General features: G+C 69.2%; 22 protein-coding genes. 14 read left to right on the top strand and 8 right to left on the bottom strand.

Going from position 1 to position 26600, the window contains the following annotated elements; translation table 11 throughout:
- Positions 1–1130: 1130 nt before the first annotated feature.
- Positions 1131–1715, top strand: a complete 585-nt coding sequence (locus tag ACFWHU_RS31975; protein WP_387229110.1) for an IPT/TIG domain-containing protein — start codon at positions 1131–1133, stop codon at positions 1713–1715.
- Between the two features lie 575 nt (positions 1716–2290).
- Here the strand turns inward: ACFWHU_RS31975 and ACFWHU_RS31980 are convergent.
- A complete protein-coding gene (locus ACFWHU_RS31980; RefSeq protein WP_387229113.1) occupies positions 2291–2794 on the bottom strand; it encodes an ATP-binding protein in 504 nt (167 codons plus the stop codon).
- A gap of 1874 nt (positions 2795–4668) precedes the next feature.
- Here ACFWHU_RS31980 and ACFWHU_RS31985 point away from each other — a divergent pair.
- The 6 genes from ACFWHU_RS31985 to ACFWHU_RS32010 all read left to right on the top strand — a co-directional run bounded on the left by ACFWHU_RS31985 (position 4669) and on the right by ACFWHU_RS32010 (position 10895).
- On the top strand, positions 4669–5790 hold the full coding sequence (locus ACFWHU_RS31985) for a bifunctional DNA primase/polymerase (protein ID WP_387229115.1): 1122 nt from the start codon (positions 4669–4671) through the stop codon (positions 5788–5790).
- Complete coding sequence (locus tag ACFWHU_RS31990; protein WP_387229117.1) at positions 5787–7307, top strand: phage/plasmid primase, P4 family; 1521 nt, start codon at positions 5787–5789, stop codon at positions 7305–7307. The genes ACFWHU_RS31985 and ACFWHU_RS31990 overlap by 4 nt, the downstream gene beginning before the upstream one ends.
- The gene (locus ACFWHU_RS31995) at positions 7304–7708 is read left to right on the top strand and encodes a DUF6009 family protein (RefSeq protein ID WP_387229120.1); all 405 of its coding nucleotides are present in this window, start codon (positions 7304–7306) and stop codon (positions 7706–7708) included. Before ACFWHU_RS31990 ends, ACFWHU_RS31995 begins: the two co-directional genes overlap by 4 nt.
- A 709-nt stretch (positions 7709–8417) precedes the next feature.
- A complete protein-coding gene (locus ACFWHU_RS32000; protein ID WP_387229123.1) occupies positions 8418–8969 on the top strand; it encodes a hypothetical protein in 552 nt (183 codons plus the stop codon).
- A 120-nt stretch (positions 8970–9089) separates the two neighbouring features.
- Positions 9090–9833, top strand: a complete 744-nt coding sequence (locus tag ACFWHU_RS32005) for an IPT/TIG domain-containing protein (protein WP_387229125.1) — start codon at positions 9090–9092, stop codon at positions 9831–9833.
- A 663-nt stretch (positions 9834–10496) separates the two neighbouring features.
- The gene (locus ACFWHU_RS32010) at positions 10497–10895 is read left to right on the top strand and encodes a DUF6221 family protein (protein ID WP_387229127.1); all 399 of its coding nucleotides are present in this window, start codon (positions 10497–10499) and stop codon (positions 10893–10895) included.
- A gap of 329 nt (positions 10896–11224) precedes the next feature.
- On the opposite strand, the gene ACFWHU_RS32015 is transcribed toward ACFWHU_RS32010, so the two are convergent.
- The 5 genes from ACFWHU_RS32015 to ACFWHU_RS32035 form a co-directional block, all read right to left on the bottom strand.
- Positions 11225–11461: a hypothetical protein gene (locus tag ACFWHU_RS32015; protein ID WP_387229129.1), complete on the bottom strand. Its 237-nt coding sequence runs from the start codon at positions 11459–11461 to the stop codon at positions 11225–11227.
- A 97-nt stretch (positions 11462–11558) separates the two neighbouring features.
- Positions 11559–12071 carry an Ig-like domain-containing protein gene (locus ACFWHU_RS32020; protein ID WP_385799982.1) on the bottom strand — a complete coding sequence of 171 codons (513 nt, stop codon included), beginning with the start codon at positions 12069–12071 and terminating at the stop codon, positions 11559–11561.
- An 837-nt stretch (positions 12072–12908) separates the two neighbouring features.
- The gene (locus ACFWHU_RS32025; protein WP_387229131.1) at positions 12909–13070 is read right to left on the bottom strand and encodes a hypothetical protein; all 162 of its coding nucleotides are present in this window, start codon (positions 13068–13070) and stop codon (positions 12909–12911) included.
- 602 nt (positions 13071–13672) lie between these two features.
- Positions 13673–14251 carry a GNAT family N-acetyltransferase gene (locus ACFWHU_RS32030; RefSeq protein ID WP_387229133.1) on the bottom strand — a complete coding sequence of 193 codons (579 nt, stop codon included), beginning with the start codon at positions 14249–14251 and terminating at the stop codon, positions 13673–13675.
- Between the two features lie 11 nt (positions 14252–14262).
- Positions 14263–15540 carry a hypothetical protein gene (locus ACFWHU_RS32035; protein WP_387229135.1) on the bottom strand — a complete coding sequence of 426 codons (1278 nt, stop codon included), beginning with the start codon at positions 15538–15540 and terminating at the stop codon, positions 14263–14265.
- A 199-nt stretch (positions 15541–15739) separates the two neighbouring features.
- Between ACFWHU_RS32035 and ACFWHU_RS32040 the strand changes: the two genes are divergently transcribed.
- From ACFWHU_RS32040 to ACFWHU_RS32070, 7 genes are all read left to right on the top strand, one after another.
- On the top strand, positions 15740–16180 hold the full coding sequence (locus ACFWHU_RS32040; protein WP_387229137.1) for a hypothetical protein: 441 nt from the start codon (positions 15740–15742) through the stop codon (positions 16178–16180).
- The gene (locus ACFWHU_RS32045) at positions 16177–16572 is read left to right on the top strand and encodes a DUF6415 family natural product biosynthesis protein (protein WP_387229138.1); all 396 of its coding nucleotides are present in this window, start codon (positions 16177–16179) and stop codon (positions 16570–16572) included. Before ACFWHU_RS32040 ends, ACFWHU_RS32045 begins: the two co-directional genes overlap by 4 nt.
- 286 nt (positions 16573–16858) lie before the next feature.
- Positions 16859–18031: a hypothetical protein gene (locus ACFWHU_RS32050; RefSeq protein WP_387229141.1), complete on the top strand. Its 1173-nt coding sequence runs from the start codon at positions 16859–16861 to the stop codon at positions 18029–18031.
- 446 nt (positions 18032–18477) lie between these two features.
- Complete coding sequence (locus tag ACFWHU_RS32055; protein ID WP_387229143.1) at positions 18478–19704, top strand: hypothetical protein; 1227 nt, start codon at positions 18478–18480, stop codon at positions 19702–19704.
- Between the two features lie 545 nt (positions 19705–20249).
- Entirely contained in the window at positions 20250–20447 is a 198-nt protein-coding gene (locus ACFWHU_RS32060) for a hypothetical protein (RefSeq protein ID WP_387229145.1), read from the top strand.
- Between the two features lie 263 nt (positions 20448–20710).
- A complete protein-coding gene (locus ACFWHU_RS32065; protein ID WP_387229147.1) occupies positions 20711–21379 on the top strand; it encodes a hypothetical protein in 669 nt (222 codons plus the stop codon).
- 303 nt (positions 21380–21682) lie between these two features.
- Positions 21683–22786: a three-Cys-motif partner protein TcmP gene (locus tag ACFWHU_RS32070; RefSeq protein ID WP_387229150.1), complete on the top strand. Its 1104-nt coding sequence runs from the start codon at positions 21683–21685 to the stop codon at positions 22784–22786.
- Here ACFWHU_RS32070 and ACFWHU_RS32075 read toward each other — a convergent pair.
- Both ACFWHU_RS32075 and ACFWHU_RS32080 read right to left on the bottom strand, forming a co-directional pair.
- Positions 22773–23528: a DUF5131 family protein gene (locus ACFWHU_RS32075; RefSeq protein WP_387229152.1), complete on the bottom strand. Its 756-nt coding sequence runs from the start codon at positions 23526–23528 to the stop codon at positions 22773–22775. The genes ACFWHU_RS32070 and ACFWHU_RS32075 overlap by 14 nt on opposite strands.
- Before the next feature lie 265 nt (positions 23529–23793).
- On the bottom strand, positions 23794–25518 hold the full coding sequence (locus tag ACFWHU_RS32080) for a hypothetical protein (RefSeq protein WP_387229154.1): 1725 nt from the start codon (positions 25516–25518) through the stop codon (positions 23794–23796).
- Between the last annotated feature and the right edge of the window lie 1082 nt (positions 25519–26600).

A 26600-nucleotide genomic window follows, 5' to 3' on the forward strand; every position in this document is an offset into this window, starting at 1 on the left:
GAACCAGGAGCGGACGGCCGGCAGTGTCATGGCCGGTCCGAGAGAAGAAAGGCCCCCCGGCGGGGGAGTGACAGTACGGGAAGCTCGCATGGTGCCCCTAGAACGAGGTAATGCGAGCCGCCTCTTCCCGACCGAGGGGCGTCATTGCGACGAACGATCTCGATGCTGCCCACAAGGGACTGGTCAGCTCTTCGACGGATCATCGGTTGCCGCTCCCCCGGAGAGGAGGGCAGCCCACCGGTTTGGATTCAAATCGGTTGTCCCATGGAGAGGAGCCTTCCCGCAATGAAACTGTTAACAGTTCACCCATATGGCCCAATTCGCCGAATGAGGGAAATCCCTGTCCTGATTTGCCCTGGAACTCCCCGGATCGCCTCTCTGCGTGCGCATCTGCTTCGAGTCGATTGTGATCAAGATGCCTCGAAGAAATTGCCGTGCACCAAATAGAATGTCATGTGATGACTGGTCACGGTGCGATGATCTGCGGCAGATCGTGTCGGCGGAACCGCACCACCTCGCGAGGGTGTCGACACGGCAGAAAGAACCTTCCGCGGAGGGCCGAACGCCGCCGGGTTTCCGCCGGCGACAAAACCGCGGCACTGACCGCCCGGCGCCGTCGCGGGCGGATGGCGCACTGGGCCAACCGGGTGACTGATCGGCACAGGGGTTGATGCCGGTTCGTTCATTGGCATTACTGGAGTCGTTCAGCCGGTGGGTCGCCCATCCCTCTCCGGGGAGCTCGGTAGTCGGCCCACCCGTTTGGACCCTCCCTCCTGGCAGGGCCCGGCGAGTTGAGCCGCCGCTGCAGCGGCTTCCCGGGAGAGCCACCAACTGGTGGGCGCTGCCGACGCCGTTCGGTACAGCGGCCCGCCTCGCCTGAGGCCGGCCGGTGGTCCTCGCGTCGCGGCTGATGCCCTCGGCCACTGGTCTCCGTCGAGCCCCTTGGCCGAGGGACCCTCCACCGCAACCACTGCCCTGTCGGCTTCCCAGGAGCCGAGAGAGCCGTTTCTCTCCCTCACTTCCCCGGCCCCACGGCGGGGATGAGGGAGACCCGCCGTCGGTCTCGGCCACTCCCCGCACGGACCGCAAACGGTCCGTCGTACGCATTCACTGTCGCAGGAGGACCCGTCATGTCCACATCCGTCGTCTCGTCCGACCAGTCCCGGTCGGCCGCCCCACTGCCGTTCCCCTTCGGCCCGCTGCTCCTCGCGGCCCTGCCCAGCGCCGGACCGGCCGCGGGCGGCAACACGATCCAGCTCCTTGGGCTCGGCCTCAGCGGAGCCACCAGCGTCATGTTCGGCGCCACCCCGGGCACCATCGTCTCGCAGGACCTGCTGGGACTGACTGTCACGGTGGTGGTACCGGCGCACGCCGCAGGCGTCGTGCCGGTCACGGTGACCAACAGCAGCGGCACAAGCAACTCTGTGTCCTACACCTACCTGGGCACGCCCACGCCTACGCCTCCCACCGCCGCCAGCATCAACCCGGCCTCGGGCTCCGTCATCGGCGGCACCCCGTTCGTGATCACCGGCACCAACCTGACCGGTGGCACCGTCACCGTCAACGGAGTTGCGGCCACCGTGGTGGGCGCCGACCCGACCGGGACCCTGCTGATCGGGATCACCCCGACCGGTGCCGCCACGGGCAACGTCCCCGTCGTGGTCACGACCGCGTACGGCTCCGCCACCGTCCCGGGCGGTTACACCTACGTCTGACCCGCGACACCTTCGCCCGCCGCCACATCGCACGCCGACTGGCCAGGGCTGAACAGCGCCGGTCTGCGGATTCCTTCCGCAGACCGGCGCCTGCTGGAATCAGGGGCGCTTCGGGAAGACCGGCCCGCTCGCGGCAGAGGCACCGAAGACGTGACGGCGGACCGCCTGTTGTGGAGCGTGCGCGGCGTCCAACCGCTTCGGACCGGCCGGCCTGACGCTGTCGAGTTGAGATCCGCGATCCGCGACGCCTGCCCGCCTCGTCCATCGAGCCGGGCTGCCCCGGTCGAACGGCGAGAGATCAGTGTGAGCCGCCTCTTCGGGCACGTTCGATGCGCAAGCGGTCGATCGCCCGGCGGAGGAATGTCCCCCGCGGCTTCCCCGGCGGTGGGAGAGACGGCGCCCCGGACGAGCAGCTGGTCCACCCACCGATACGTCCAGGGCCCGGTGCTGGCCAGAGACGGAGCCATGGCCCCCGGCGGCCCGTGCGCGCGGGCCGCCGGGGGCCCGGCTTGTCCTCCTGGCGCCTCTGTCGGCGAAATGGACGGCTCGGTCGCGGACCGGCGTCCGGAAGGATTTCACCCGGTCAGTGAGATCCGCGCCCAGAATGTGCGGCCGCCGTTGGACTCCAGCCGGGTCCCCATGGCCTGGACCGACTGCGCGATCAGCACCAGTCCGCGGCCGTGTTCGTTGGCGTAGTCGGCGTCATGTGGAGGCGGAGCGGACGCTGCTCCGCCTTCGTCCTGGACTTCCACGAGGAGCCAGTCAGCGGCCTTCCGCAGGCGACTGGTGATCGAGATGCTGCTCGTGTGGACGATGGCATTGGTCATCAGCTCCGAGATCACGAGTAAGGCCGCGCCGCGGGCACTCTCGTCCGTAATGTCCTCGGAATCCATCCACAGCCGGGCGAGATGGCGGCAGACGGGCACCGCTCGCGTCAGGGTCGGCACGCGGAACGAGGCCGGTTGTCTCGTGGGCCAGCCGTAGGCCAGAGCCCTGGCCGACGCTGTTTTCGGCCACTGTTCGATCTCTCGGGGGGACAGTACGATCTGCACCCCCGAGCGTGAGGTAGTCGGCAGCATGGCTCTTCCTCTCGTCCTGAGCTGTGCTCAGGTGACGGGGAGGCGGGTTTGCGCTCCCGGAGGGGTGTGGCACAAGCCGCCGGCCGCGGCTTTTCCGGTACACCGATGTGCTCGCATGCCGGGGACACCCTGCCGGGAGCAGGGCGGTTGGTGCGGTGGCGGGTACGAAGCGGAGTGTTTGCCGGCCGTCGCGGCACGGTGGGCCGGCGTACGAGGCGGTGAGGCGAATCGCCCGCGGTACCACCGCGGCGGCGGGCTCGGCCCGGGGCCCGTTCCGGCCGCGATTTCCGGTGACGCACGTCGGAACGGCACCGTCGACGCCGATCGTGTTGCCACCGGCCGCGGCGCTCGGGCGTGAGATGAGCGGCCCGCCCACCGGGAGGCGGCGACTGACCGCCAGGTCCGCGGACAACGGTCACGGTCGCAGAGACAGTGTGGGTGCCGGCCGAAGACACGGCCGTCCCGGCGGAATCGGCATCCGGTGCGGCAGTCGCCGAACCGGATGCCGGTCGCACCGCAGTGACGTCGCTGGGGCCGGCGCTGTTGACCGTCACGGGGTTCCCGCCCCAAGGTGAAGCCGGACCGGGCCTGTTGACCGCCAGGACTGCAGCAACGAGCGAGACGGAGGGCCGGGCAAGGGCGGCATCCGGCCGGTGCTCCGGTGCCAGGAGAGGCGGGCTCCGGGTGCCGACCGCTCCGTGCCGTGGCCGCCCACGAGCGGGCGGACCGAGAGCGGCAGGATATCCCCGCCGAACGGTGTTATCGCCGCGTCAGCCGGAACGATCTCACCGCAGAGCACGGGAGTCCGGGGCCGGATGGCGGCCGTCGGAATCTTCGCCGGCCTCAGAGCCGGGACAGAGACAACGACAGCGGATCGCCATGGATGGGAAGCTCGCATGGTGCCCCCAAAAGAGGTCACATGGGCCGCCGCGCCAGTCGGCACCGTACCGGCGCCGACTGGCGGATCCAAACCCCTCCCACAGGGGTGCCCATCGCGGCAGTCCCCACCCGGTGGCTCTCCAGGCCTCGTTCACACCTGGGTAGCTACGAGATACATGAGCGGCCGCTCCCCCGGAGAGGGTGGGCGGCCCACCGGTTTGGATAGCGATAACTATCTTCCCGCACCGCATATGACGGCAATGGAAATGACAGGCCGTCACCCGTATGGCGCAGTTGTAGCAATAGGTTTACGTCTCCTCCGGATGGGAGGCCCGTCATCAGGTGCCCGATACGGAGTAAACCTAGCGTGCGCACGGTCGCGGAGACGGAAAGAAACGGTTCCGCATAGTTCACGTCCCGGTGAAGCGCTTCTGATTTTCTTTCATGACCAGCAGCGGGGTCCGTCTTTTCGGTAACCTGTTCGGCGCGACCATGTGAGGAATTACATCGCCGGATAACCGCACCCGAGAGGGCGTCGGTACCGGCACCATCCGATTCGGTTGAGGATGGCACCTTCACACAGGGTGAGGTCATCATCAAGCCGCGAACCACCGGTCCACGAGCGAGGTCGAGCAGCCTCACCGTGCACTGTGAGCAGGCCTGTTGAACAACCGACCGGGTGACTCCGATCGCCGCATTGGCGTGATCGTTTGACGCCCAGTTATGAAGTAGTGCAGCCTCACCGAAGCAATTGAAGTCGCATCCCGGCGAGGGGCTTAGTCATGGAGCTGAAACGAAGCGCCAGGGTGCCGCGCGACGTCTTCATACCTGACGAGATCTCGCCAGCGATGTCCGAATTTTCGAATTCTCGCCACCGTCTTCCGGTGCGCCAGGTCAACGGACGGTCGGTGGCTCCTGTGCGTTTTCTGGGCGCCTCGGCCCATCCCGACTAAATATGGAATTTGAGTCGCTTCAGTCGCTGAAAGGAGTTGCGCATGGTTCCTGAGCTGCACATTTATGACAGCAAGTCAGGCCGGACCGCAGCGTCTCAACCGGCACCGCCGCCGGTCACTCTGCCGATCGCCCTGTGGTGCGCTCGGCAGGGCTGGCCGGTGCATCCGCTCGCCCCGCTTCGCAAGACGCCCCCGGCCAATTGCCGCGACTGCCGGCGCCCGGGCCACAGCCACCGCGAGTGCCCGTGCATCCGGGGCGGCCGCTGGTGTCACGGCTTCCACGCCGCGACCGTCGATGCCGGCCGTATCCGGAGGTGGTGGGCGGAGCAGCCTGGTTTCGGGGTAGGCATCGCGTGCGGGCCGGCTGGTCTGGTCGTGATCGATGTCGATGCCCACGAGACGCCGCTGCCCGAGCGGGACCGGCTGCTGCCCGGCATTCCGATTCCTCCGTCGGTGTCACTGCAAGGACTCGAGCACGGATTTCACAGCCTCGCGCTCCTGGCGGCGCTGCGGGGCGCGGAAGACCCAGCCCGGGACAGCTCGACCTTGCGGGTGCGCACTCCGTCCGGAGGGCTGCACATCTGGTACGCCGCAGGTCCGGGGCACGCGTGGCGGTGCTCATCGGGCTCAAGTCCGGGCCGGGCACTGGCCTGGCAAGTGGATGTGCGCGCCCACGGCGGCTACATCATCGCGCCCGGGACGAGGACAACCGCCGGGACCTACCGGGCCCTTGGGCCGGTACGCCGCCCGGCGCCGCTGCCGTACTGGATCGCCGTGGAACTCGCCCGGACCGGTCACCGTCCAGCGCCACCCGCTCCTCGGGACGGTGCCCCGCGTGTGCCGCAGCGTGCCCGGGAGGCTGTCCTGGCCGCAGGTGGTGGCTCCCGCCTCGCGCAAGCGACTCTGACCACCGTCCTGGCCCCGGTCCTCGACTGCGCCGCCGTGGCAGAGGGGGCAGGCTTCAACGACAAGCTCAACCGAGCCGCCTACACCGTGGGCGGCCTGGTCGCCGCGGGACATCTTGTGGCGACGGAAGCGGAAACGGCCCTCGTAGCAGCAGCGGTTCACGTGCGCCCGGGGCAGGAACGCGACGCACGGCGAATCGTCCAGTCCGGTATGGACGCGGGCAGCCGCCGTCCCCTCAGGCTGGGAGACCGAGGGTGAATCACGGACCGCGCCACGACGAAGGGCTGTTCGACCCTCAGGAAGTCGCGCAGAGGATTCTGCGCGGTTTCCCGGCCACCGTCGTCCCGGCGCAGACCCTCAGGAAGGACGTGTCGGCGCTCACGCGGGTAACTGAGCACGGTCTGGTGCCCGACAGCCTCAGCGACCGGGGCAACGCCAAGTTGTTCGTCGCCCTGTACGGGCGGGACTTCAGGCATGTGCCGGGCCTGGGCTGGTACCGGTGGTCGGGCTACCGGTGGGAGATCGATGAGGACGACACCGTGCTGTGGGCGGCCGGTGAGCTGGCCGAGAGACTGGCGGAGACCGACCCGCACGGCCGGCACGTCGGGTCGGATCTGCGACGGTACCGGCGACGGGCTCTGTCGACGTCCGGGATGCAGGCCATGCTCAGACAGGCCAAGGCCGCACCGGGGATGGTTCTCAGCTCTTCACTGCTGGACGGGGATCCCTACGTGCTGTGCACACCGGGCGGGGTGGTCGACCTCAATACCGGTCTGGTCGCCGCGCCGGATCCGGAGAGGCATCACCACTCGCGCGCCACGAGCGTCGAGGCGCGGCAGATAAGAACACCGCGCTGGCATCAGTTCCTCGCCGACACGTTCGGCGACGACGCCGACGGCCGTCAGATGATCGACTTCCTGCACGAAATGCTGGGCTACTCGATCACAGGGGATGTCGGCGCGCAGATCATGCCGTTCCTGTACGGGCAGGGGAAGAACGGCAAGAGCGTTCTTCTGGACGTCATGGTCAAACTCCTGGGTGACTACGCGGATGCCGCCCCGCCCGGTTTTCTGATGGCGCGGCCGTTCGAAGGCCACCCCACGGACCTTGCCGAGCTTCATGGCCGACGCATCATCGTCTGCTCCGAGCTCAAGCCAGGCGACCGCTTCGACGAGTCCCGTGTCAAGCTGCTGACCGGTGGGGACCGGATCAAGGCCCGCAGGATGCGGCAGGACTTCTTCAGTTTCACCCCCACCCACAAACTGTGGCTGCTCGGCAACCACCGCCCCGAGGTCGGCACGGGTGGCTACGCGTTCTGGCGCCGGATGAGACTGATCCCGTTCGAGCGGATCGTCGCGGACGACCGAAAGGTCGACAACCTCGCCGACGTCCTGGTCACGGAGGAAGGACCCGGCATCCTGCACTGGCTCGTCACCGGCGCCCGCCGCTATCTCAACGGCCCCCGCGACCTGACGGGCCCCGCGCGCGTACGCACCGCCACCGACGCGTACGCGGAGACCGAGGACCACATGGGCCGGTTCCTGGGCGAGTGCTGCACGGTGGACCCCGCCATGCGCGCGGAACAGGCCCAGCTCTACGGCAGCTACCGGAACTGGTGCCAGCTCGAGGGCGCCAATCCGGTCTCCTCACGGGCGTTCGCCGCACGGGTGCGTGAGACCGTCGGCATCGCCACACCCAAGAACATGATCCTGTCGAACCAGCGCAAGTTCTACCCCGGTATCGGGCTGAACCCTGAATTGGGAGAAAACGCATGAGCTCCTTCATCGAGCCCGGTCAACTCGCTCACGAGAGCGACCTTGTCTGGCTCGAGGACACCGACGAACTGGAGTATGTCCGCCAGAGCCTCGACCGGCTCCCCAGCCGCTCCGGAAAGCCTGCCTACCACCGTCACGGCCGCATGGTCGGCTATGCCGTCCTCGGCCCCACGGCCCGCTCCTCACGTGCCTCCGGCACCTTCCTGCGCCGCGTCTTCTGGCTTCTGCCCCACGACCGTGACGGGCAGCCCGACGGCCTCTACGCCTCCGCCGCCCCGTCCGAAGCCGTCGACCCCCGCACCCTCGCCCCCTGCGCCAAGGGTTACAAAACGCAGCGCTCCGAGGGCGGGCCCCCGTCCGAAGCCATGCGTGAACTCGGTATGACCCTTCCCAAAGCCTGACCGCGGCCCTCGGGTGCAGCGACCGAAGCCCACCCCCGGGGGCAGTGACTCAGTCGCTGCCCCCCCCGGGGGCGACAGGACCGCAGGCCAGAGCGGTGATCGCGGGGAGGAGAGCGACGCAAGCGACGAACCTCGAACTATGACGAAAACCTGCGCGCAGGTGTGTGTCATAGATGGGGGCCTTCAGTCGCTTCGGTCGCTGTCTGTCGTGCAACTTCCGTTCTGTGCCTCTCGGTTCACGGGAGGGGAAGCGACTGAACCTCGCTGCGTCGCTTCGGTCGCTGTGCCGCGGCGTCTGGCCGGTAGCCGTGAGCAACCCTCGACAGTCGGCAGCGCCGCCGTGGCGGTGAGGCGGTGAAATGCGCTGAGGAGGGGGAGCGGGGGGTGGTAGGCGACGTGCCCCGGCTCATCGCGCGCGCTCTGCCATCCAGGTGACTTCGCGTCAGGGCTCTTGCTGGCGCATTCAGCCCGGTGGACTACTGGTTGCTCAACCGGTGGGCCGCCCATCTTCTCCGGGGGAGTAACAGTCGGCCTGCCCGTTGCCCCGGTCCCGGGGCCCGGTCACGGCAAGGCCGTGGTGCCCTGCGCCGGACTCCCCCAGCAGATGATGTGAATCGGTCCGTCAGCGCCGTTCCTGGGCGCGGGCGGGTACGGCGGCTCACGCAACGCCGTGAGAGGCATCATGCCAATTGTCCCTGCTCCCCGGTCCGTGCTCGTCGTCGCCGCCCTGGCCGCGGGGCTGGTCGCGGTCCCGGACACCGCGCACGCCGAGATCCCCGTGTTGTGCAACGAGAGTTCCGCGACGGCCATCAACGTGGCGAACGCGGCCGGCGGCGGCACGTTGGCACCGGCCCCGTTCTGCACGCACGCGCTCACCAGTGCCCTTGGCAGCGCACTGGAAGTCGACGGCAACGCGAATGTTCCGGGGACCCAGGGCCGGCTCAACCTGGTCTCGGTCACCATCCGCGGCGGCAGCGCCGTGGCCCCGTACCACGACGGCGGTATCCCGAACCGGCGCGGTGCGCTGTCACTGACGTCCAGCAGGGTTACCGGCAACACCGCCGTCGCCGGCCGCGGCACCCACACCGACAACGGAGCTGTGTCGCTGACGGCCAGCACCATCACCGGCAATACCGCCACCAGCTCCGGCTGCGGCGTCCACAGGAACTCCGGCGCGGTGAACCTGCCGGCCAGCAATGGCAGCCGCAACACGCCGGACAACTACGCCCCCTCGGGAAGTGTTCCTGCCTGCGCGGGCTGACAGCCCCGCAGACAACCCGGCCGGGCCTTCGCGCGAACCACGCGCTCACGGAGAACGGCCGCCTGTGCGGCGCCGGTTCTCCCCTCCCATTCGCTATGTCTTCATGAAGGAGGCAGTCAAATGCCTATCTCCCCCAACCAGGGATCCACCGGTGGCGGGACCGTCGTCACCATCACCGGCACCGGCCTGAGCGGTGCCACGGCGGTCCGTTTCGGTTCCAAGCTGGCCACCATCACGGCCAACACGGCCACCTCGGTCACGGTCAACGCCCCCTCCGGGAGCGGTACGGTCAACGTGACCGTGACCACCCCCGGCGGGACCAGCAACCCGCTGGCGTACTTCTACATCGGAGCGCCGTTCAAGGCCGGCCTGAGCCCCGTCTCCGGCGTCACCGCGGGCGGGAACACCGTCACCATCAACGGCACCGGCCTGTCCACCGCCACCGCGGTGACCTTCGGTACCCTCTCCGCGACCCCGTCCGTGGTCAGCGACAGCCAGCTGTCCGTCACCGTGCCCACCGGCCTGGCGGCCGGATCGGTCGGCGTCAGCGTCACCACCGCAGGCGGCACCAACAACGGCCTGTCCTACACCTACGTCGACGGCCCCACCATTGACGCCCCGACTCCCGACTCCGGTCCGGTGTCCGGCGGAACCGCCGTGACCATCCCCGGCACCAGTCTCACCACCACGCAGTCGGTCACCTTCGGCGGCGTCCCGGCTCCGTTCGTGGTGATCAACGACACCACCGTCTCAGCGGTCTCCCCGCCGGGAGCCCTCGGTGCCGTGGATGTCGTCGTCACCACGAGCGGCGGCTCTGCCACCGAGGTCGGCGGCTTCACCTACATCGCCGGTCCCGGTATCTGACCCATCCCCGCAGACCGCCCGCCCGGGTGACGCTCCCCCTCGCACCTGGGCGGGCTCTCAGGGTGCGGCGCTCGCAGACGAGCCCCGGGTTTGGCTCTTCCGTTCGGCCGGGGTTAGCTCTTCCTTCCTAGGGATCACGCCGTTGAACAACTCCGCGCACCAGCCTTCCGCCTCCCCCGAGCGGTCGTCGGCCGCTGTCGTGCCCACGGTCAGCTCCTTCTCCCGACCTCGGGCCCGACGGCGCCTGGCACCACGGTCACGCTCACCGGCTCGAATCTGGCCGGTGTGGGGTTCGGCGCCGCGGCCGCGCCCTCGTGCACCGTCAACTCCAGTACGCGGAGCAAGGTTGTCTCCCCCACCGGGGGCGGGAAGTCCAGGTCACCGTCACCGCCCCGGAGGCACCAGCAACGGGATCCGGACTGCAACACCGTCAGTCTGACCGCACCGGCGCCGCCGCCGGGATCCTCGGCTCGGCTCCCACCACGTTCACCCTCATCTCGGACAGTCGGCTCACCGTCCAGGCCCGCCCCGGGATCGCCGGGCCGGCCAACGTCACGACCCCCGGCGGCACATGCCCGGCGCTGGCTACAGCCAAGTCGTTCCACCTGCCATCTGACGGGGCGGCATCACCCCGGCCCGTGACGATAAAGGAGCGGTTCCCGCATGAGTGAAAACGCCAAGTTGGTAGCTTTTGTGATGGCAGGCCTCGATGAGGAATCAGAGATCGCGAAAGGCGCGGGCGGAGACTTCTGGCGATGTCCGTCCGGGCTGCCGGGCGAAGTACACGACCGCACGGGCGGCGTCGCGTTCAGTGTGCCGACCATCCGCTACGACCAGCACATCGCCCGCCAGGACCCGGCCCGCACGCTCCGCCGCCTGGAGAGGAGCCGGGTCCTCCTCGACGAGTACGCGAAAGTAGCCGACATGGACACCGACAGCCCGGCACGCGACTTCCCGTCCGGGCGCGCCGTCGGGCTCGGGTTCGTCGTCCGGCAGATGGCCGCGGAACACGCTGACCGTCTCGGATACCAGGTCAAGTGGCTGCCTCGATTCACCCGTTAGAGACCGGCCCGGGCTCGGCGAGCCGACGGGTATCGGCGCTGTAGGTCTGGGCTGGAGCCCCGATACCGAGAACACGTGCGGGCTGATGGCCCGATGCCGAATCTCAATCAGCAGTTCGACCGTCACGCACACATCGAGCAAACGTCGGCTCGGTGAAGGGTCTGCGGACCTGGTCGCCTCAGTCAGGCCGGCCAAGGCGCCCGGGCCGGTGATCGCCAGGCGGGTTGTGTCACCCAGCGCGCGGCATCGAACTTTGCCGGTCCGCACACGCCTGCGGGGTCGGTGAGGCGCAAGTTGCCCCCGATCGTGGGAGATTGAACCCGACCGCGTCACCGTGCAACTGAACCGGCTCGCGGCCGGGTGAAGCCGCAGTACTTCTCTTCGGCGGTGAATCCCGCATCGTGCAGCGCGAGGTTGGCGGACTCAGGACGGAACGGTCGGCGTGGAAGTTCTGGGTTGGTCCGCCGGGGCTGATCGTCCTCGTGCGCGTTGAAGTAGCGGCGCAGGTCGGGAATCGGCCCGGACACCCTCAGCGGCAGTGCGGCTCGATCGACACCACTCTGCATCGGTCAGGGCACCACGCGTCACGCATCCGGTCTGCCGCAGCCGACACCCTCTCGGAGCGGGAATGCTCAGCCCAGTGATCCGAACCCCGCTCAGACCCTAGTGGGGACGTCCGTTGTGCTGGTTCCCGTACTTGTTCTTGTTGATGTTGACGGTGTTGTTGATGTCACCGGTGGAGAAGTTGATCAGTCCGCCGCAGGCGAGCAGACAGAAGCCGGGGTTCGGACCGGGCGGCGTCGGGGCGGACGTCACCTGGACGGTCGTGGTGCTGTTGGAGGCGTCGCACTCCGAGGTGCCGTTGTAGGCGGCGGTGATGGTGTGCGAGCCGACGGTGGTGAACGTGGTGTTGTAGCTCGCCTGGCCGTTGGCGTTGACGAGCACGGTGTCGAGCTCGGTGCTGCCGTCGAAGAACGTCACGCCGAGTCCGCCGGTGGGGTCGGCGGGACAGTCGACCGTGGCCGCCAGCAGCACCGAGGCGCCCACCTGGGCGGACTGCGGAGTGGCCGTCACCGTGGTGCTCGACGGTACGGCCCAGGCCGGCGAGGCCAGCCCCAGCACGGCGGCCAGGGCTGTGGCGACGACGAGTCTCCCTCTGCGTGGTGTGATGTTCACCGGTTCGGCTCCTTGTTCTGTCGCCGGGCCCGCGGGGCGCGGGCGCCGTGGAGCTTCACGCTATGGCGATCTCTTTCGCCGTCCGGGGAGGCGGCGCCCGAGATAGCCTGACTGGATCAGCAGCCCGAAACGGTCGTCGGCGACCGGGCGGAAGAGTGGCCCACAGGACCGTACGTGCTGTGTGGCGGCTCCTTCCCGGTCGTCGGCGTGTCAGATGCCGGGCGCGGCGACCCATGTGTAGGTCAGCCCAGGGCCGGTGCCGCCCACCGCGGCCACGATCACCGCCGCTGGGCACCCAGCGCGGTCAGGGTGGGCGCGGCGACATAGGTGAAGGCGACGGGATTGCTCGTGCCGCCCGAGGTGAACTCCGTGATCGGTGAACTCCCCGTCCTTTGAGCAGATCGGTCGGTGTGACCACCTGCCACCGGCAGTCGGGCCTGGGGCGGGTCGGCACCGTTGAGGGCGGGGGCGCGGCGTAGAAGGACTGACGGCAGAACCGTGACGCCAGGTCAAAGGAGTTCCCTCGTAGACGTGCACAGAGGAAGAACCGGCAGACACCGCCCTCTTCCGTGAAATGGCTGCGCGCCACGGCGGGCCCTGCGCACGCCCTGGATCCCCGACCGGCCGGCGCACAGCAGACCAGTCGGCGCCGCGTAAGCAGCACCGACTGGCGATCCAACCCCCGTTGAGGTGCCCATCGTGAGACCGGCGGACCTGCACCCTCCCCACGTGTGGAGGACAACAGCCCCACATGGCACCACGCTTCCCCAGCGGTGCGGGCTGCCCATTGGTTGGAATACGTCCAGTAACGCAGGATCCCGACATATGCCATAAGGGCTAGGTTGCCATGTCACCCGATCGGCCTAGCGTGCCGACCCGGCTGTTGACCGGACTGCATCTGTTGTCCATGAACTCCTCGTTGCGGACGCTGCGTACGGCGTCGGTGCCGGCCGACTTGTTCGCGCCGGCGACGATGCGGGCGCTGACAGCCTCGTGCATCAGATTCGCCTCGCGGCCTGGGCATGATCAACAGCGTCTCGGCAACGCACATGATCACGCCAAGGCCGCACCGCTGTCTGGCCGAACCCTCCTTCCCTCCGCCGAACCCTCAGCCCAGCCCTCGACCCCTGTCCTGCTCTCCGTCCCGACCTTCACCTCTTCCGTCTCCGAGACCACCCACTCTCAAGGGACGAAGGGAGCGGGTGGTCTCAGAGACGGAAGGGCGATTGTGCAGGTCGGGACGGAGAGCAGGACAGGCGGTGTGACAGGCCGGTGTACGGGTGGCTTTACACCCTGGCGGCGGGGCGTTCACTGAGTGAACGGCTGATACCGCGCAGGTCGCGCCTCAGGTCGTCTCTCAAGTCGCGCCTCAGGTCGCGCTCCTGGTCGCGCCTCAGGTCGCATCGGTCCACGCCCCCGGAGTACGTGAACTCCCAGGTCAGCATCGCGATCAGCGGGGTGGCGGGCGCCGACTACTTCCCTACGAGGGTGTCTGCGGAAGAACTCGCCCCGGACCGAGTGGCCTTCGTACGGAAGTGACGGCCGCCGCCTGGTCCACGTCGACGTCCCCCAATTGGGCCAGTGCCGAGAGGACCGGCCCGTCATGGCGGGGGCGCGCCGTCCGGGGTGATCCGCAGGAGCAGCAGGTCGAATTCGGGTCCGTCGGCGGTGTTCCGGTACGGGCCGGCGTATTGGTAGCCGAGGCGGGCGTAGAGGTCTTGGCCGCGCTGGTTGGAGGGGAGCGCGAGCAGCGAGGACCAGCGTGGGGCGATGGCCGTGAGGAGGGTGGCGTGGAGGCGGGAGCCGATGCCGCGGGACTGCCAGGGTGGCCGGACCGCGAGTTCGCACAGGCCCATCAGCCGTTCGGTGCGGGCGCCTTCGGGGACCTGGTCGATGAGGCCGGGGCCGAACCAGTAGGCGGCGGAGCAGGGGAAGGCGTAGCCGAATCCGACGGGTGTGCCGTCCGCGTATGCGACGACCAGGGTGAAGCCTGTCTTCTTGAGGTGGCCGGTGATCTGTTGGTGGAGTGCGGGGACGGACAGGCCGGCGGTCTCGGCGCCGGGGGTGTCGACCAGTTCGGGGTGGGCGTCGGCCCAGATGTCGGCGACGACGTCCATCAGGGGCGGGACCTCGCCGGGTCCGTAGGTGCGGATCACCACGTCGGTGCGGGTGTTGGTCACCGTCTTCCTCCTCAGCTGACGCCGGTGGTGGCGCGGTACTTCTCCAGCCAGTCGGAGACCGCGGGGACGGCGGTGTGCCGCTGGAGTGCGCTCTCGACGTTGTGCAGCTGCTGCAGCAGCCGGTCGGAGCGTACTTCGGGGAGGTACGCGAGGACGCGTCCGGCGGCTTCGGCGGCTGCTTCGGGCTCCGGCCGCTCCCTGACTGCATGTTGGATCGCGACGTCCGCCTCGTACAGGGCGCGGTTGCGGGCGAACGCCTCACCGTGCAGGAGAACGGCTTGTTCGGCGCCGGCGGCGGCGCGGTCGTGCTGGTCGAGATCGGCGCGGGCGAGGGCTTCGAGTCCGGCGAGTTCACCGGGAGTGAAGAACTCCAGCCAGGCCGGATCGGCGCCTTCCCGTGGGCCTTGGGCGTAGAGGTGGTGGGCACGGACGATCGACTGGTCGGCGGCGGCGCGGTCGCCGAGCAGTGCCCAGCCGCCGGCCTCGCGCATCGCGAACAGGCTGAGCATCCGGGGCGAGCCGTACGTACGGACCGCGCGCTGGGCGCCCTGCGCGGCGGCGATCGCCTCACGAGGGCGGCCGGACGCCTTGGCCAGGAGACTGAGGCATCCGAACGCGTGGCCTTCCAGGCCCGGATCGTCGGCGATCCGGGCGGCGGCCAGGGCCTCGCCGTAGAGCGAGCGGGCGTCGGAGACACGGCCGGAGTCGTACGACAGCCACCCTGCGGCGATGGACAGATAGCCGGTCGCGGCCCGCAGCCGTTTGCCGGTCCTGTCGGTGTACTCACCGTCGTGGAACCACTGGTAGGCGGTGTTCAGGGCGCGGGCGGCATCCTGGCGCAGTGCGGCGGACCCGTGGTCGTGGTCGTGCGCGTAGAGCGTGATGACGGCCCGGTCGACGGCTCGTACGTCCGCCGCCCCGATGCGCCCGGGCACCTTGCCGGTGACGGCCCGGACGGGCAGCAGCGACAGGGTGACGGCCGCGCCGCCGGCCAGGACGGTGCGACGGTCCTTCGGCGCTTGTCCACGGGAGGGCAGCGTGGCAGTCCGGAAGCCGAGGGCGTGCGGCGGGCGTCCGGTCAGCGAGGTGAGAATGCGCCGGTAGACCGGGCGGGGAAGCGTGACCTCGCCGTCCTCCCAGGCCGCCACCAGACGTGAGGTGCAGCCGACCGCCTCGCCGATCTCCTGACCGGTCGCGACGATGAGCGCGGCGAACTCCTGGCGGGACATCTGGAACTCGCTCTCGCGCACGGCTCGCAGCGGGGCGTTGGGTAAACGGCGGTCGGTCATACCGGCTCCGGGCTGCATCCGTGGCGGACGGGGTGCGGTGACCGTACCGCCCTCCGCCCGTACTCCGCCCTGGTCTTGGGCCCGGTTCATCCGGGCGAGGAGCCTTCTTGCATCGCTCTTGCATCTCTCTCGCGTTGCACCTGCCGCCGCGCGGCTGCTTGCGTGGACGGTGACGCGACACCTGACCAGGGAGGCCGTCATGGCGACGTGGCACCGGCTCGCCGAGCCCAGTGACCAGCGACGTGCTCTGTGGACCAACGGCGCCGACCGCACCCGCTGGGCGACGTGCGGCCAGGCGTGGGACGCGGTGGCCATCACACCGATATCGCGCGGCCTGGACGTCCTGACCGCGATGTGCCTGGATCCGCGCAACGGCCATCCGGTGATCGCCGATCAGCTCAGCGACGTCCTGTATGTGCTCGTGCCCTCCGGATCGGGGCGCGCGGCCGCCGGGCTTCGGGGCGTGCGCGTGCTGTCCACCGGCGACTACCTGATGGTGCCAACGACCGAGCCGGGCAGTCCGGCGGCGTACTGGATCAGCCCGCCGCACGACACCACGCCACTGCGGCTCGTACGCACCGACCGGCTCATCCACCATCTGAACCGGCTGACGCCGGACACGAGAAGGCAGTCGCCATGACCTCTTCCCGGCTCACCGTCCTCCACGACCCGCAGGGCCTGATCGAGGGGGAGCTCCCTCTCGACCGCGAACCGTACGAGTGCCTCGTCACTGCGGTGCTCGCATGGACGGATCCCGGTGACACGCTCCAGCCCCGCGACTACGAGCAGATCGCCCTGCAGCTGACCGGCCACGCCCGCGCGGTCGCCGGCGATGTCCGGCGACTCGCCGAGAAGCTGCCGAAGTCCAGCGGCCGTGGGGCACTCGCCGACGTCGTCCTTGATGAGGCCGACCGGCGCCTGGCCATACCGCTGGAGGGCACCGTGCGGTGCGTCCAGGGCCGCGCCCGGCTGGTACGCGCCCTGTACGCGAGGCTCGACCGGCTGACCGACGAGGTGGTGTGCTCTCCCTGAGCCGTCTCCCGGAGCCTTCCCCCGTGGGCCCGGGCGACGACGAGGCCCCCGGCCGCTCTGTACTGAGCGACCGGGGGCCTCTCTATGCCCTGCTCACCCAGCGTCAGACCTGTTGGGTCCAACAGGTCTGATCGCCCCTCCGGGCGGCCCTCCCTGGCCCTGTGAGGGCGGCTGGCGGTGGGTGGCGGCCGACTCCGCTCGGTGACCTCTACGACTCGGGGTGTGCTCGGTGCTCCAGACGGGGCTCGGGCAGTAACTCCGATTCGCGTGGTGCGTTGGGGATGTCGTGTCAACCTCCGCCCCGGCCGGCAAGGCCCAGCCGCTGCCCTTCTTGCTGACCACCCAGCAAGGCGAAGCGGCTCGCACGCTGCTGAGCTACGTGGCCTCGCTGCCGCTTCCCGGTCCCGACCCGCAGCTTCTGGCCGTCGTGGCGGCCATCAGGGCTGCACGCGGCGGCGTCGGCAACCTCACCGGAGCGGACCTATCCGCCCTGCGGTTGGGTGACCCGCGGGAAGCCGTTGATGCCCTTCGGAGTCTGGGCTGGCAGATGGAAGACGCGATCTTCGACGGCGACCCTGCCGCGCCGCCGGTCCCCATCACCATCCCCGACCTGGCGCGCGAGACGGAGGACCATGCCCTGCCCTTCGGGAAGAACACGCGCTCGCGGGTGTCCGGATGGACCACGCGAACCCTTTCCGCCAAGCCGGTCAAGAAGCTCCCGCCCGCAGCACGGCTGGCCGGCCTGTTCCTCGCCGCTCACAGCACCTCCAGGCTCCTCGGCCGGATCCCGTCCTGCCTTCCCGAAGCCTGCCGGGCCGCTCTGCCGAGTCTTCTGGACAAGGGCTTCCTCACCGAACTCTCCGGTGACCGGTGCCGCCTGGCCCCGCAGGTACGCCACCTGTCGGGGATGCGCCCGCCGACCGACGAGGAGAAAGCGGCAGAGCCCACGACGGTCCGGCCCAAGGCCGTCGGGAGCCCTCGATTCGAGTTCAGCGCGGACGCATGGGCGCAGTGGAAGAACGCGGCCACACCCGCGCTGGGCCGGCACGTGGAGAGTGTTGAGTACTGCGCCCTGTGCGCACTGCCCCCGGAGCGGGTTGCGGAGGCGTTCATGTTTCCCTTCCAGCCCCCGTTCTTCTCCAAGAACACCAAGGCCGCCTACGCCCGGTGGAAGGACGCGCACCCGGATCGCGGCCCGCAGGCCGCCAGATTCACCGTGTTCTTCCGCGCCGGACACGGGCACGGCCCTTCATTCAGGCAACTGTGCAAGGGCCTCGGCTGGGAACAGAACTGCCAGGGACGCGGCTTCGTCGTGCAACGCCTGGTGTCGAACGGATGGCTGACCAGCACCGGCCCGGTGCCCTGGACCCTCCGCCCGGGACCGGCCGCACAGGAACAGGGCATCACCCTGCCCAAAGCACGGAGCTCAGCGGCCCTCACCACTCCCGCCCAGCCCTGACATCGGTCTTGAACGGGGGCGTCGGCCCCGAGGGAATGGGGTGGGTTCCAGATCTCGTCGCAACGCAAGACCCCGAAGATGCCTGCCCGTCCTTGACAGGGACCGGGCATCACCGCGTTCCACCGCGGCGCCCATGGGGTGGCGCATCCACGAGGAAGCGCCACCCTCCTTCGTTCGTTCCGCAGACCTGCGATTCACGCCGTACCCCAGCTGCGCGGCGGCGCTCCGGGGCGTTCCGTAAGGGCCGTCTCGCGAGCGGCTGCCACTCGACCGCCTCGGTGGACGCGATGCGTCCAAGGGCTTGATCGGCGGTTTTGAGTACTCATATGGCCAGATGGCGTTGTTCCGGGGCGAGTTGACTCGATTCCCCTGCGGGAGCGACACCCGCTCCGGAACCATACGCAGCGGATACGTACGACTACATGTAGCGATTATGAGGGGGTCAGATGGCTCGGGGCACCGACACGGACTTCGCCACCACGCTGGGGATGCTGCACACCGCCGTCACGAACACCGGCAACGAGCTGCGCCAGGCACTCAGCACGAGCGTCGACAAGCTGGAGGCAAGCGGGCAGGCGTCCCAGCAGGAGACGACCCGGACCGTGGTCGACGAACTCGGCCGGATGCGCACCAACCTGCGCGAAGCGCGGGACCGGCTGTCCGCCGGCGGGGACATGCTCAACACGGAAGTCCGCCAGGCCGTCACCGAACTGCGGACCGAGATGCGCGACGTACGAGCGGCACTCGAAACCATCACCCCGCCCTCCCCGTACACAAGCACGGAGGCCCACCTCTCCTCCTACGAGCCAACCGCCAACAGCACGCCGAACTCAGGGACGTTCCTGTCCCCCGGCGCGGCGCCCCAGCCGGCCCCGGTGACCGCGGCCCCGGAACACGACGACCCTTCGGCGCAGCCCTTTGGCGTCCAGATCCCGGCGCAGCGCGACGGCGAGGACAGCGATCAGCCGCCGGGCGTGGCGGGGCTGCCGGTGGACCTGATCCAGCAAGCGGTGCGTGAGGTCCTGTCCGAGGAACTCGCCCCGCTGTTCGCGCTCCTGGCGGAGCTGAAGGAAGGCCAGAACGACAGTGCCGCCGCCGTGCAGGACGACGTACGGACCCACCTGCGCGAAGTGGTTGGGGAACTGCGTGAGGAACTGCACGCGGCACGTCTGGAGACCGCCGCCGGGCTGGAGCAGCTGCGCCCGCACTCAGACGATGAGCCCGCCGCGGTGAGCGAGGAGCACAGCGAGCTTCTGAAGCAGGCCGCCCGTGTCTCCTCCGTCGACCTGCTCTGCCACCGCGACGTCTGGGAGTTCATCACCGCCGAGGCCGGTCGGCACCCGCACTTCCGGGTGCCGCCACAGGTCGCCGGCGAAGGGGGCGAGCGTGTCCGGGCCGCCCTGTCCGGGCGCTCCCTGATCGCCCTGCTGATCAGCCTGCACGCCGTCGGGCACACCGCCCGCAACGGCGACGGCGACCAGGAGCTGGCCACGACCCTGTACGAACGGATCGCAGCGAGCCTGACCGGCCTCACGCCACGGGGCGAGCCGGTCACCATCACCCTGGACGACCGCTCCTTCCCCTCCGACGAAGCGGCCCCCAGCAGTACGACAGAGTCCCCCTCCGGGCGCAATGACGAAGACGAGCAGCCGGCGGTCGGCGCCTCCGGGTGAAGCCGGCGGCCTGCGGGACCGCCCAGCAGCCGTCGCACGCTCCCGTGCCGACGACATCGGCTGTGGCAACCGTCGGCATGTCAGAGGTCCCGCCGCTCGTGGCCGTCGGCCCGTAACCTCTCACGAGGCCCCTCGTTACCGGAAGGCGTGCCCTCCCGACTGCCCCCGCTGTCGGCCGGGTCGTACGGAGAAGACCCGCATCCTTCGATGCGGGTCTTTTCCGTCTCCTCCGGGGCCTGCGCGTCGGCGTGCCGCGCACGACGCGGACAAGGCCACGGTCACCGAGAGAGGCGGGCCGCCGCCCTTCGCCCGGCCCGAGCGTGCCGGAGAGGTGTTCGCCACGGCGCACACTGGTCGCGAACACGGTTCGGCAAGCCTCGTGGCTATTCTGTCCGCGCCATCAGGTGTCATCGTTGACTGCCTCGCAGCGGACCGTGTCTACGTGGTCGGGCGGTTGCCGTAGCTGCATCCCGGAGCCGTCGGCGGGCCGGGGCCTGATCCTGGTCCGGGCGCAAGCGCGTATGGGTCGAAGTGGAGGTCAGGAGATGACCGTAGAGGAGGGGCGGCCGTGGGTCGGTGACGAGGTCATGGAAGGCCGGACCCGCGCTGTCGTCACGGACGTACGCGACGGTGTCCTGTGGCTGCGGCGTGTTCAGGGCGGTCACGAGTGGCCGGCACAGGACCCGGAGCGGCTGACAGTGTTACGGACGCGCGCCCAACGGATCGCGGCAGGCGAGGCATGAGCCGCTGGCCCGGCGCCTGACCTCGCGCGTGGGACGATCGGCGGAGGGCAAGCCGATCCCGCCCATCGTCATCGACGCGCGTCTCGACTCCGAGTAGCACACGGAGCTGTCCCGGCCGGGATTCGAAAGCGCAAGGGCCGCCCGGTCTTCCGGACGGCCCTTGTCGAGGTCTGAACCCTGGGGGTATGGCCTGCCCACTTTCGAGGGCTACCAGGGACGATTCCAGGGTCTTCGCCGCCCAGTGTACCTACGATTACCCCACCATGCACAGCACGCCGCCTCAGATCATCAAGCCGCCCGACGACAAGGCCGTCATCGAGCTGATCAGCCCCGACCGGCTGAACCCCTACCTGAACGCGTGCGCCGGCGACACCACTGCCGCGCTCGCGCTGTACCGGTGGAACAGCGACCTCGCCGCGGCGTTCTTCGAACCGCTCGGGCACCTGGAGATCATGCTGCGCAACGCGCTGGACGCCCGTCTCGTTGCCCGCCAGCAGCGCAGGGGCCGCACCACCGAGTGGTACATCGACAGGCAGGTCCCCCTCAGCGGCAAGGCCCGCGGCGACATCGTCCAGGCCCAAGAACGCGCTGCGCGGGGAGGCCCGACCACCCCGCGCGGGAAGATCATCGCGGAGCTGAGCTTCGGCTTCTGGCGCTTCCTGCTGGCCCGCCAGTACAAGACCAACCTCTGGCCCGACCTCGCGGGCGCCTTCCCCCACGCCCCCAACCGTGCCCTGACCACGGTGGAAGACCCGGTCAAGCGGCTGCACCAGTTCCGCAACCGCATCGCTCACCACGAGGGGATCTGGCACCTGCCCCTCGAAGCCCGCCGGAACGACGTCCAGACCGTACTCGGCTTCATAGCGCCGGCCGCCGCGACATGGGTCGCCGACGCCTCCCGCATCAACGACGTCCTCGCCCGCCGCCCCTGACCCGGTTACGACGCCCTGCCGCAGGCCTCGGCTCACAGCTCACAAGCCCCCACCGCACCGTCTCCGGCCCGGGGCGGGCGCAGGGGGCCGCTCAGCGGGTGCGGGGCGGGGCCATGCGTGTGGGGAAGCCGACCGAGCGCATGGTCCTACGCCGCCCCCTCGCAGCCGGGAGCGGCGGCGAGGCCCGGCACCCGACGGGCGATGGGTATTGCGTGTAGGACCTCTGGCGCCCTGGGTGTTACGCAGACAACAATCATGGTGACGAAGAGTTGTGTGGGGTGGGCAGGGCGAAGGGGGAGACGCATGGGTGTGCTGTGGCCGCTGGAGCCGGCTACGGAGGCGAAGCACCGTTTGTACAAGCGGTACTTCGACGCGTGGTGGCCAATTCTGCTCCAGCCGAACGGCCGTACCGGCCGCAGTTGGTCGAAGGTCACGCTCCTGGACGCGTTCGCGGGTCCAGGCCGCTACGAGGGCAATGAGGAAGGCTCTCCGGTGTTCACTCTGCGCCGACTGCTGGAGCACGGCTCCGTTGCGCGGATGGGCCTGACGCGGGACCGGGTGCAGTTGGTGTTCATCGAGAAGCAGCGTGACCGGTACGAGTATCTGCTGGGCGAACTTGGCCGCGAGTTCGGCGCGCTGGACCGGCTTCCGGTGCGGGTGGAGGTCCGCCAGGGCGAGGCCGGCCGGGACAGCGAACGCATCCTGACCGAGGTCGGGGCCTGGGGCCGGCCGATCCTGGGGGTCTTCGACAGCTGGGGCAGCGTCAACACGCCGATGAGCCTGATGCGCCGGATCGCCCGCAACCCGTCCAGCGAGGTGATCACCACGTTCGGCCCGAACTGGTTCAGCCGTCGGGAGAACCTCAACCCGGACGTCCTCGACAGCGTCTTCGGGGGTCGCCAGTTCTGGGAACACGCTGCGGACATCGAGGACAGCGACGAGAAGTGGCGGGCCTGGCTGAAGATCTACCGCGAGGGACTTCAGCGCGCCGGGTTCGGCTTCCGGCTCCAGTTCAAGGTGGTCCCCCGGACAGGCCAGCCGTTGTACCTCGTCTTCGGCACCGGCCACCAAAAGGGCGTGGAGGTGATGAAGGAAGCGATGTGGACCGTCGACAAGAGCGACGGGATGAGCTTCAAGGACCCCCGCTGCCGCAGCGCAGCCCCGGTCGGCCAGGGCTCCATCTTCGAGCTGGAGGAAGCCGTCGACCCGGAACTGCTGGCGCTCATGGAACAGCGCCTTCTCCAGGGTCCGGCGAGCCTGGAGACGTTAGGCACGTGGCTGCTGCTGGAGACGTCCCAGTGGCGCGTACGCGATGCCCGCCAGGCGATACAGGCCCTGGACGAGGACGGCCGGCTCGTCATACCGGCCGGCCGTCTCACCAAGACCAGCGTGATCAGACTGCGGTGACCGGGGCACGTACGGGCATCTCGTCCCAGGTGCGCCCAAGCAGATCCCGGCCTGCGGCTTTCGGGGTCCGGCCGCCCCATTGTTTGAAGAAGAACGCGACGTCGGCGTCCACACAGATGTCGCGGATGCCAGTGACCCACTGTTCCTGAACGGGCCGGAAGCGGGGACCGGACTCCCCTCCGGCGATCACCCAGTGAATGCCCGTCACATCAAGGCCGGGCAGCGGTCCGATCAGCGGTTCGCACGACAGGAACCGTACGGCGGCCGGCACCTGGCGCAGGTCGTCGACGCGGGGCAGTTCCTTGGCGCTCTCCACCGAGACGCCCATCCACACGTTGGGCGGCCAGTCGAGCCGGCTGGCGACCTGCCGCAGCCGCCGCGCCCGCTTGGTCAGGACCTGGTAGGTGTGCTGCGGGGTGTCGGCCATGACGTCGAAGACCCGCCGGACGTAGTCCAGCGGCACGCGCGCGTGGAACAAGTCGCTCATGGAGTTCACGAAGACGGTGCGTGGCGCCTTCCACCCGTACGGGATCCGCAGGGCGTCCGGATGGACCGTCAGCCCGAACCCGGGACCGGATGTCCGCGGGTCTCCGTCGTTCTGGTACTTCGCGGAGCCCATCGCCTTCAGCCGCTTCGCCAGCGTCAACGCGTAGCAGTTGTCGCAGCCGGACGAGACACGGTCGCAGCCGGTGGTCGGGTTCCAGGTCGCCTCGGTCCATTCGATGGCGCTGCGATCGCTCACCGGTTTCCTCCTGCACTCACGCACGCGGCTGCGCCGCCCAGGGCGGTCGCGGTGTGCTGCCTAACGATGCCGCCTGCACCGGGACACCGGGGGCCAGTTGCCTGGATCCGCATGCATTCGGTCGTGCTTCGTAACCCCATGATTCGAACCTCCGTTTGAAAATTTAGCGGGTGATGCTGGCACTGTCAGGGCCCGGTTCGGTACGTATCGTGACGCCAGCGGCACCCGCGGTCGGCGGACCGAGCGCACCCCCTCTCGCCGGCCTTCACGAGGCGATGTCCTCGCCCAGCGGCTGAGCGGCGAGCTGCGACAGGTGCTGCGACCAGTCACCGGTACGTTGCGGCTGCGCCACGGCGGGGGTGGCCGCAACGGTGCGGCCACCCTGTTCGATACGGCAGGGCTTGCACAGCCCGTCCTGGACCGCCGGGCCGGTCAGGAAGATCCGGCAGCCGCACTCGCCGCAGGAGCCTCGTGGCGGGCCCTCCGGTGCCCGTCGTTCCAGCATGGTCGGGCCGGTGTCGATCGCCTCCTGGAGCTCGCAGTCGGTGCAGGCCCCGGTCGGGTCGGGCTGGGTGCCGTGGTCGGGGCACAAGCCCTGCTCCAGACGCTCAGTACGGCGCCGGGCGGCCGCGCGGCGGGCGACGATTTCGGCGCACCCATCGCAGCGGCGGCCGCTTGGCCACATCACGCCGGCCTCGCAGGCCAGGTGCCCGCAGCCCCAGCGCGGCAGCGCCACTCCGAGCAGCCACCTGCCCGGGTCACGGATCTCCGAGGCCATCACCCCGGCGAACCGGGCGGTCAGCCGCTGGTAGAGCCGCTCGCGGGTCATGCCGGCCTTCAGCTGCCGTCCGACCTCCCGGGCGATCTTCCGTTCCACGAACGGGCTGTTCACCCGCTTCAGCAGCCAGTGCACCGGCTCCAGCACCGTGTAGATGTCCGGCGTGATCGTCAACTGCGGTCCGGTATACGCCGACCGCGCCGACCCCCCGCTGTTGCTGCGCTTTTCGTCTTTCGGCTTCGCGAGGGAGGGCTGGCTGTTGTCATCCGCGCGCAGCGCGAGACGACCCGGAGCGTCCGTGCGAGCAGTCGTGCCAGCCGGGTTTTCCACAGCCTCTACTACCGGTACCTCGCCTACGGCGGGTGAGGAAATCGCGCTCTCGTCATCAGGTGAGTCAGTCATAGGTACTTCCCTATTCGCGAGGGATCCCTCACCAACCAGCGGACCCGATCCCTCACCAACCAGCGAACTCACCGAAGCCGCCATTGTCTTGTCCACAGGCTCCTGGTGACAGTCCTGAACCGGCTCCGGCACGGTGTCCACGACCGGCGTCACGCCGGATCCGGCTGCTGTTGGGGCGATGTCATGCAAAAGGAACCGGTGACGGCCCTGCGCACCAGCGCGCCGCTGCACCGTCACCCACTTCGCCGCCTCCACCTCGTCGACGACTACTCCGGCCGCCGCCGCCGTGATCGGCTGGCCGACCTTTTTACCGGAGTAGTGCAGCAGATGCCCCGCCAGTTCGTGCTCCGTCAGCGCGATACCCATCCGCTCCGAGAACGTCATCACGGCGAACGCGCGCAGCTGCCGAGGCGTCAGGTCCTCCGCAGCTGCGACCGGCAGCCACACGAACGCCTCCGTACGGCCCATCGGCCGGGTACAGCGCACCGCCGACGTACCACGGCCCCCCGGCATCGTCCGGCGGTACGTCATCAGCTCGACAACACCGTCGCCCGGCGCCGGCCGCGACAACGCCTTCAGACCACGCTCCACCGACGCCTTCGACACCCCCAGATACGACGCGACCGTCCCGGCCTTCGCCTCGCACCCCTCCGGGCGCGCACCGAGCGCCTTCACCTTCACGTACACCGACAACGCGACATCCGGATACGCGGACGACGTCACCAGCCGCATCGGAACCTTCACCCGCTGACGACGGACCGGCGCACCATCAGCCGACAGGACCGCGGCACCAGCCGCCACGCCACTCATCGGCCCACCGCCCCAACAGGAGCGGCGGACACCGCAAGGGCAGAACATCTCAACGCCACCCGTGTCGCCATCGGGCCGGTGTACACGCCAAAGCGGACACCCCCGTCCGGAGCAGGCAGACCACGCGATTCCTCATCCATCCGCCGACCCTGCAACGGACTGCCTGTGGACAGAGACCGCCCAGCCCCGATACATCCCGGTGCTCCCGCACGGTGAACAACGATCTTGGTTCCCGTCCCTTCTGACGGGACGGGAACAGGGGTTGGGGCCGCCGTGTACGGGGTGCCGGAGTAGTGGGTCGTGATGCCGGAGGTAGTCATGGCGGCACCATCGGCCACCGAGGGGTTAGCCCCGCAAGTTCGCTCGGGGCGCTCCGCCCGCAGAGGGGGGAGGCCGGCGGAGGCAGTTGCGGTCCCGGCGTTATTGACGCGCCGTCGTACGTGGGCGGTCGCGCAGGCGGAGGGGCCGGGCGCGGCATCGAGTGCCAGGAACGAACCTCGCGAAGTGGGCGAGAAGACTTTATTCGGTCCTGTGATCCTCGGCTGGCACTGCTTTCGTGCTGCGCGAATGAGGTGAAAACGGGCAGAAGTGGGCTGGAAAAAGGCAGACGGATACGGCAAGATGGCCTCGTGTTCTAGGGGCCACGCCGCTGGGCACAACGAAGCCCCTCATCGGGCTTCGGTTCTGTGGAGAACCAAGAGATTGACCTGTTCGAAGCCGACTGGCATCGGGTCGAACAACTCCTCCGGAAGGGCCCTGGCAGGTCCTAGGCCGGAGATCAGATGGGGCGCTGAGCCGAGGTGCTGCTAACACCGCGGGCTCGGCCCCAGGCGGCTAGAAGACCTGCACTGCAGGCGCCGCCCTCAAGGATCACGTCGTCGCGACCTCCACGAGGAGCGAGACGTATCCGCGGCCGGACCGCTGCGGAAGATCAGAAAAGGCACCGGCCGGCCGGAGCGACGAGCATGTCATCGCTGCTACGGCAGTGGGTGCCTTGTGTGTCTGGCGAGCGGTACGGGTACCCTGATTCATGTCGAGACCATTCTCTGTAAGGTCTGCGGCCGTGCCCCGGAGTGCAGCCT

Source organism: Streptomyces sp. NPDC060366 (genome assembly GCF_042725135.1).
GTDB lineage: Bacteria > Actinomycetota > Actinomycetes > Streptomycetales > Streptomycetaceae > Streptomyces.

Bases quoted from the DNA above. Each gene is read 5' to 3' on its own strand.
- ACFWHU_RS31995 (WP_387229120.1), top strand. From the start codon at position 7,304: ATGAGCTCCTTCATCGAGCCCGGTCAACTCGCTCACGAGAGCGACCTT.
- ACFWHU_RS32080 (WP_387229154.1), bottom strand. From the start codon at position 25,518: ATGAGTGGCGTGGCGGCTGGTGCCGCGGTCCTGTCGGCTGATGGTGCG.
- ACFWHU_RS32010 (WP_387229127.1), top strand. From the start codon at position 10,497: ATGAGTGAAAACGCCAAGTTGGTAGCTTTTGTGATGGCAGGCCTCGAT.
- ACFWHU_RS32055 (WP_387229143.1), top strand. From the start codon at position 18,478: ATGGCTCGGGGCACCGACACGGACTTCGCCACCACGCTGGGGATGCTG.
- ACFWHU_RS31975 (WP_387229110.1), top strand. From the start codon at position 1,131: ATGTCCACATCCGTCGTCTCGTCCGACCAGTCCCGGTCGGCCGCCCCA.
- ACFWHU_RS32065 (WP_387229147.1), top strand. From the start codon at position 20,711: ATGCACAGCACGCCGCCTCAGATCATCAAGCCGCCCGACGACAAGGCC.
- ACFWHU_RS32045 (WP_387229138.1), top strand. From the start codon at position 16,177: ATGACCTCTTCCCGGCTCACCGTCCTCCACGACCCGCAGGGCCTGATC.
- ACFWHU_RS31980 (WP_387229113.1), bottom strand. From the start codon at position 2,794: ATGCTGCCGACTACCTCACGCTCGGGGGTGCAGATCGTACTGTCCCCC.
- ACFWHU_RS32005 (WP_387229125.1), top strand. From the start codon at position 9,090: ATGCCTATCTCCCCCAACCAGGGATCCACCGGTGGCGGGACCGTCGTC.
- ACFWHU_RS32035 (WP_387229135.1), bottom strand. From the start codon at position 15,540: ATGACCGACCGCCGTTTACCCAACGCCCCGCTGCGAGCCGTGCGCGAG.
- ACFWHU_RS32040 (WP_387229137.1), top strand. From the start codon at position 15,740: ATGGCGACGTGGCACCGGCTCGCCGAGCCCAGTGACCAGCGACGTGCT.
- ACFWHU_RS32015 (WP_387229129.1), bottom strand. From the start codon at position 11,461: ATGCAGAGTGGTGTCGATCGAGCCGCACTGCCGCTGAGGGTGTCCGGG.
- ACFWHU_RS32060 (WP_387229145.1), top strand. From the start codon at position 20,250: ATGACCGTAGAGGAGGGGCGGCCGTGGGTCGGTGACGAGGTCATGGAA.
- ACFWHU_RS32025 (WP_387229131.1), bottom strand. From the start codon at position 13,070: ATGCACGAGGCTGTCAGCGCCCGCATCGTCGCCGGCGCGAACAAGTCG.
- ACFWHU_RS31985 (WP_387229115.1), top strand. From the start codon at position 4,669: ATGGTTCCTGAGCTGCACATTTATGACAGCAAGTCAGGCCGGACCGCA.
- ACFWHU_RS32070 (WP_387229150.1), top strand. From the start codon at position 21,683: ATGGGTGTGCTGTGGCCGCTGGAGCCGGCTACGGAGGCGAAGCACCGT.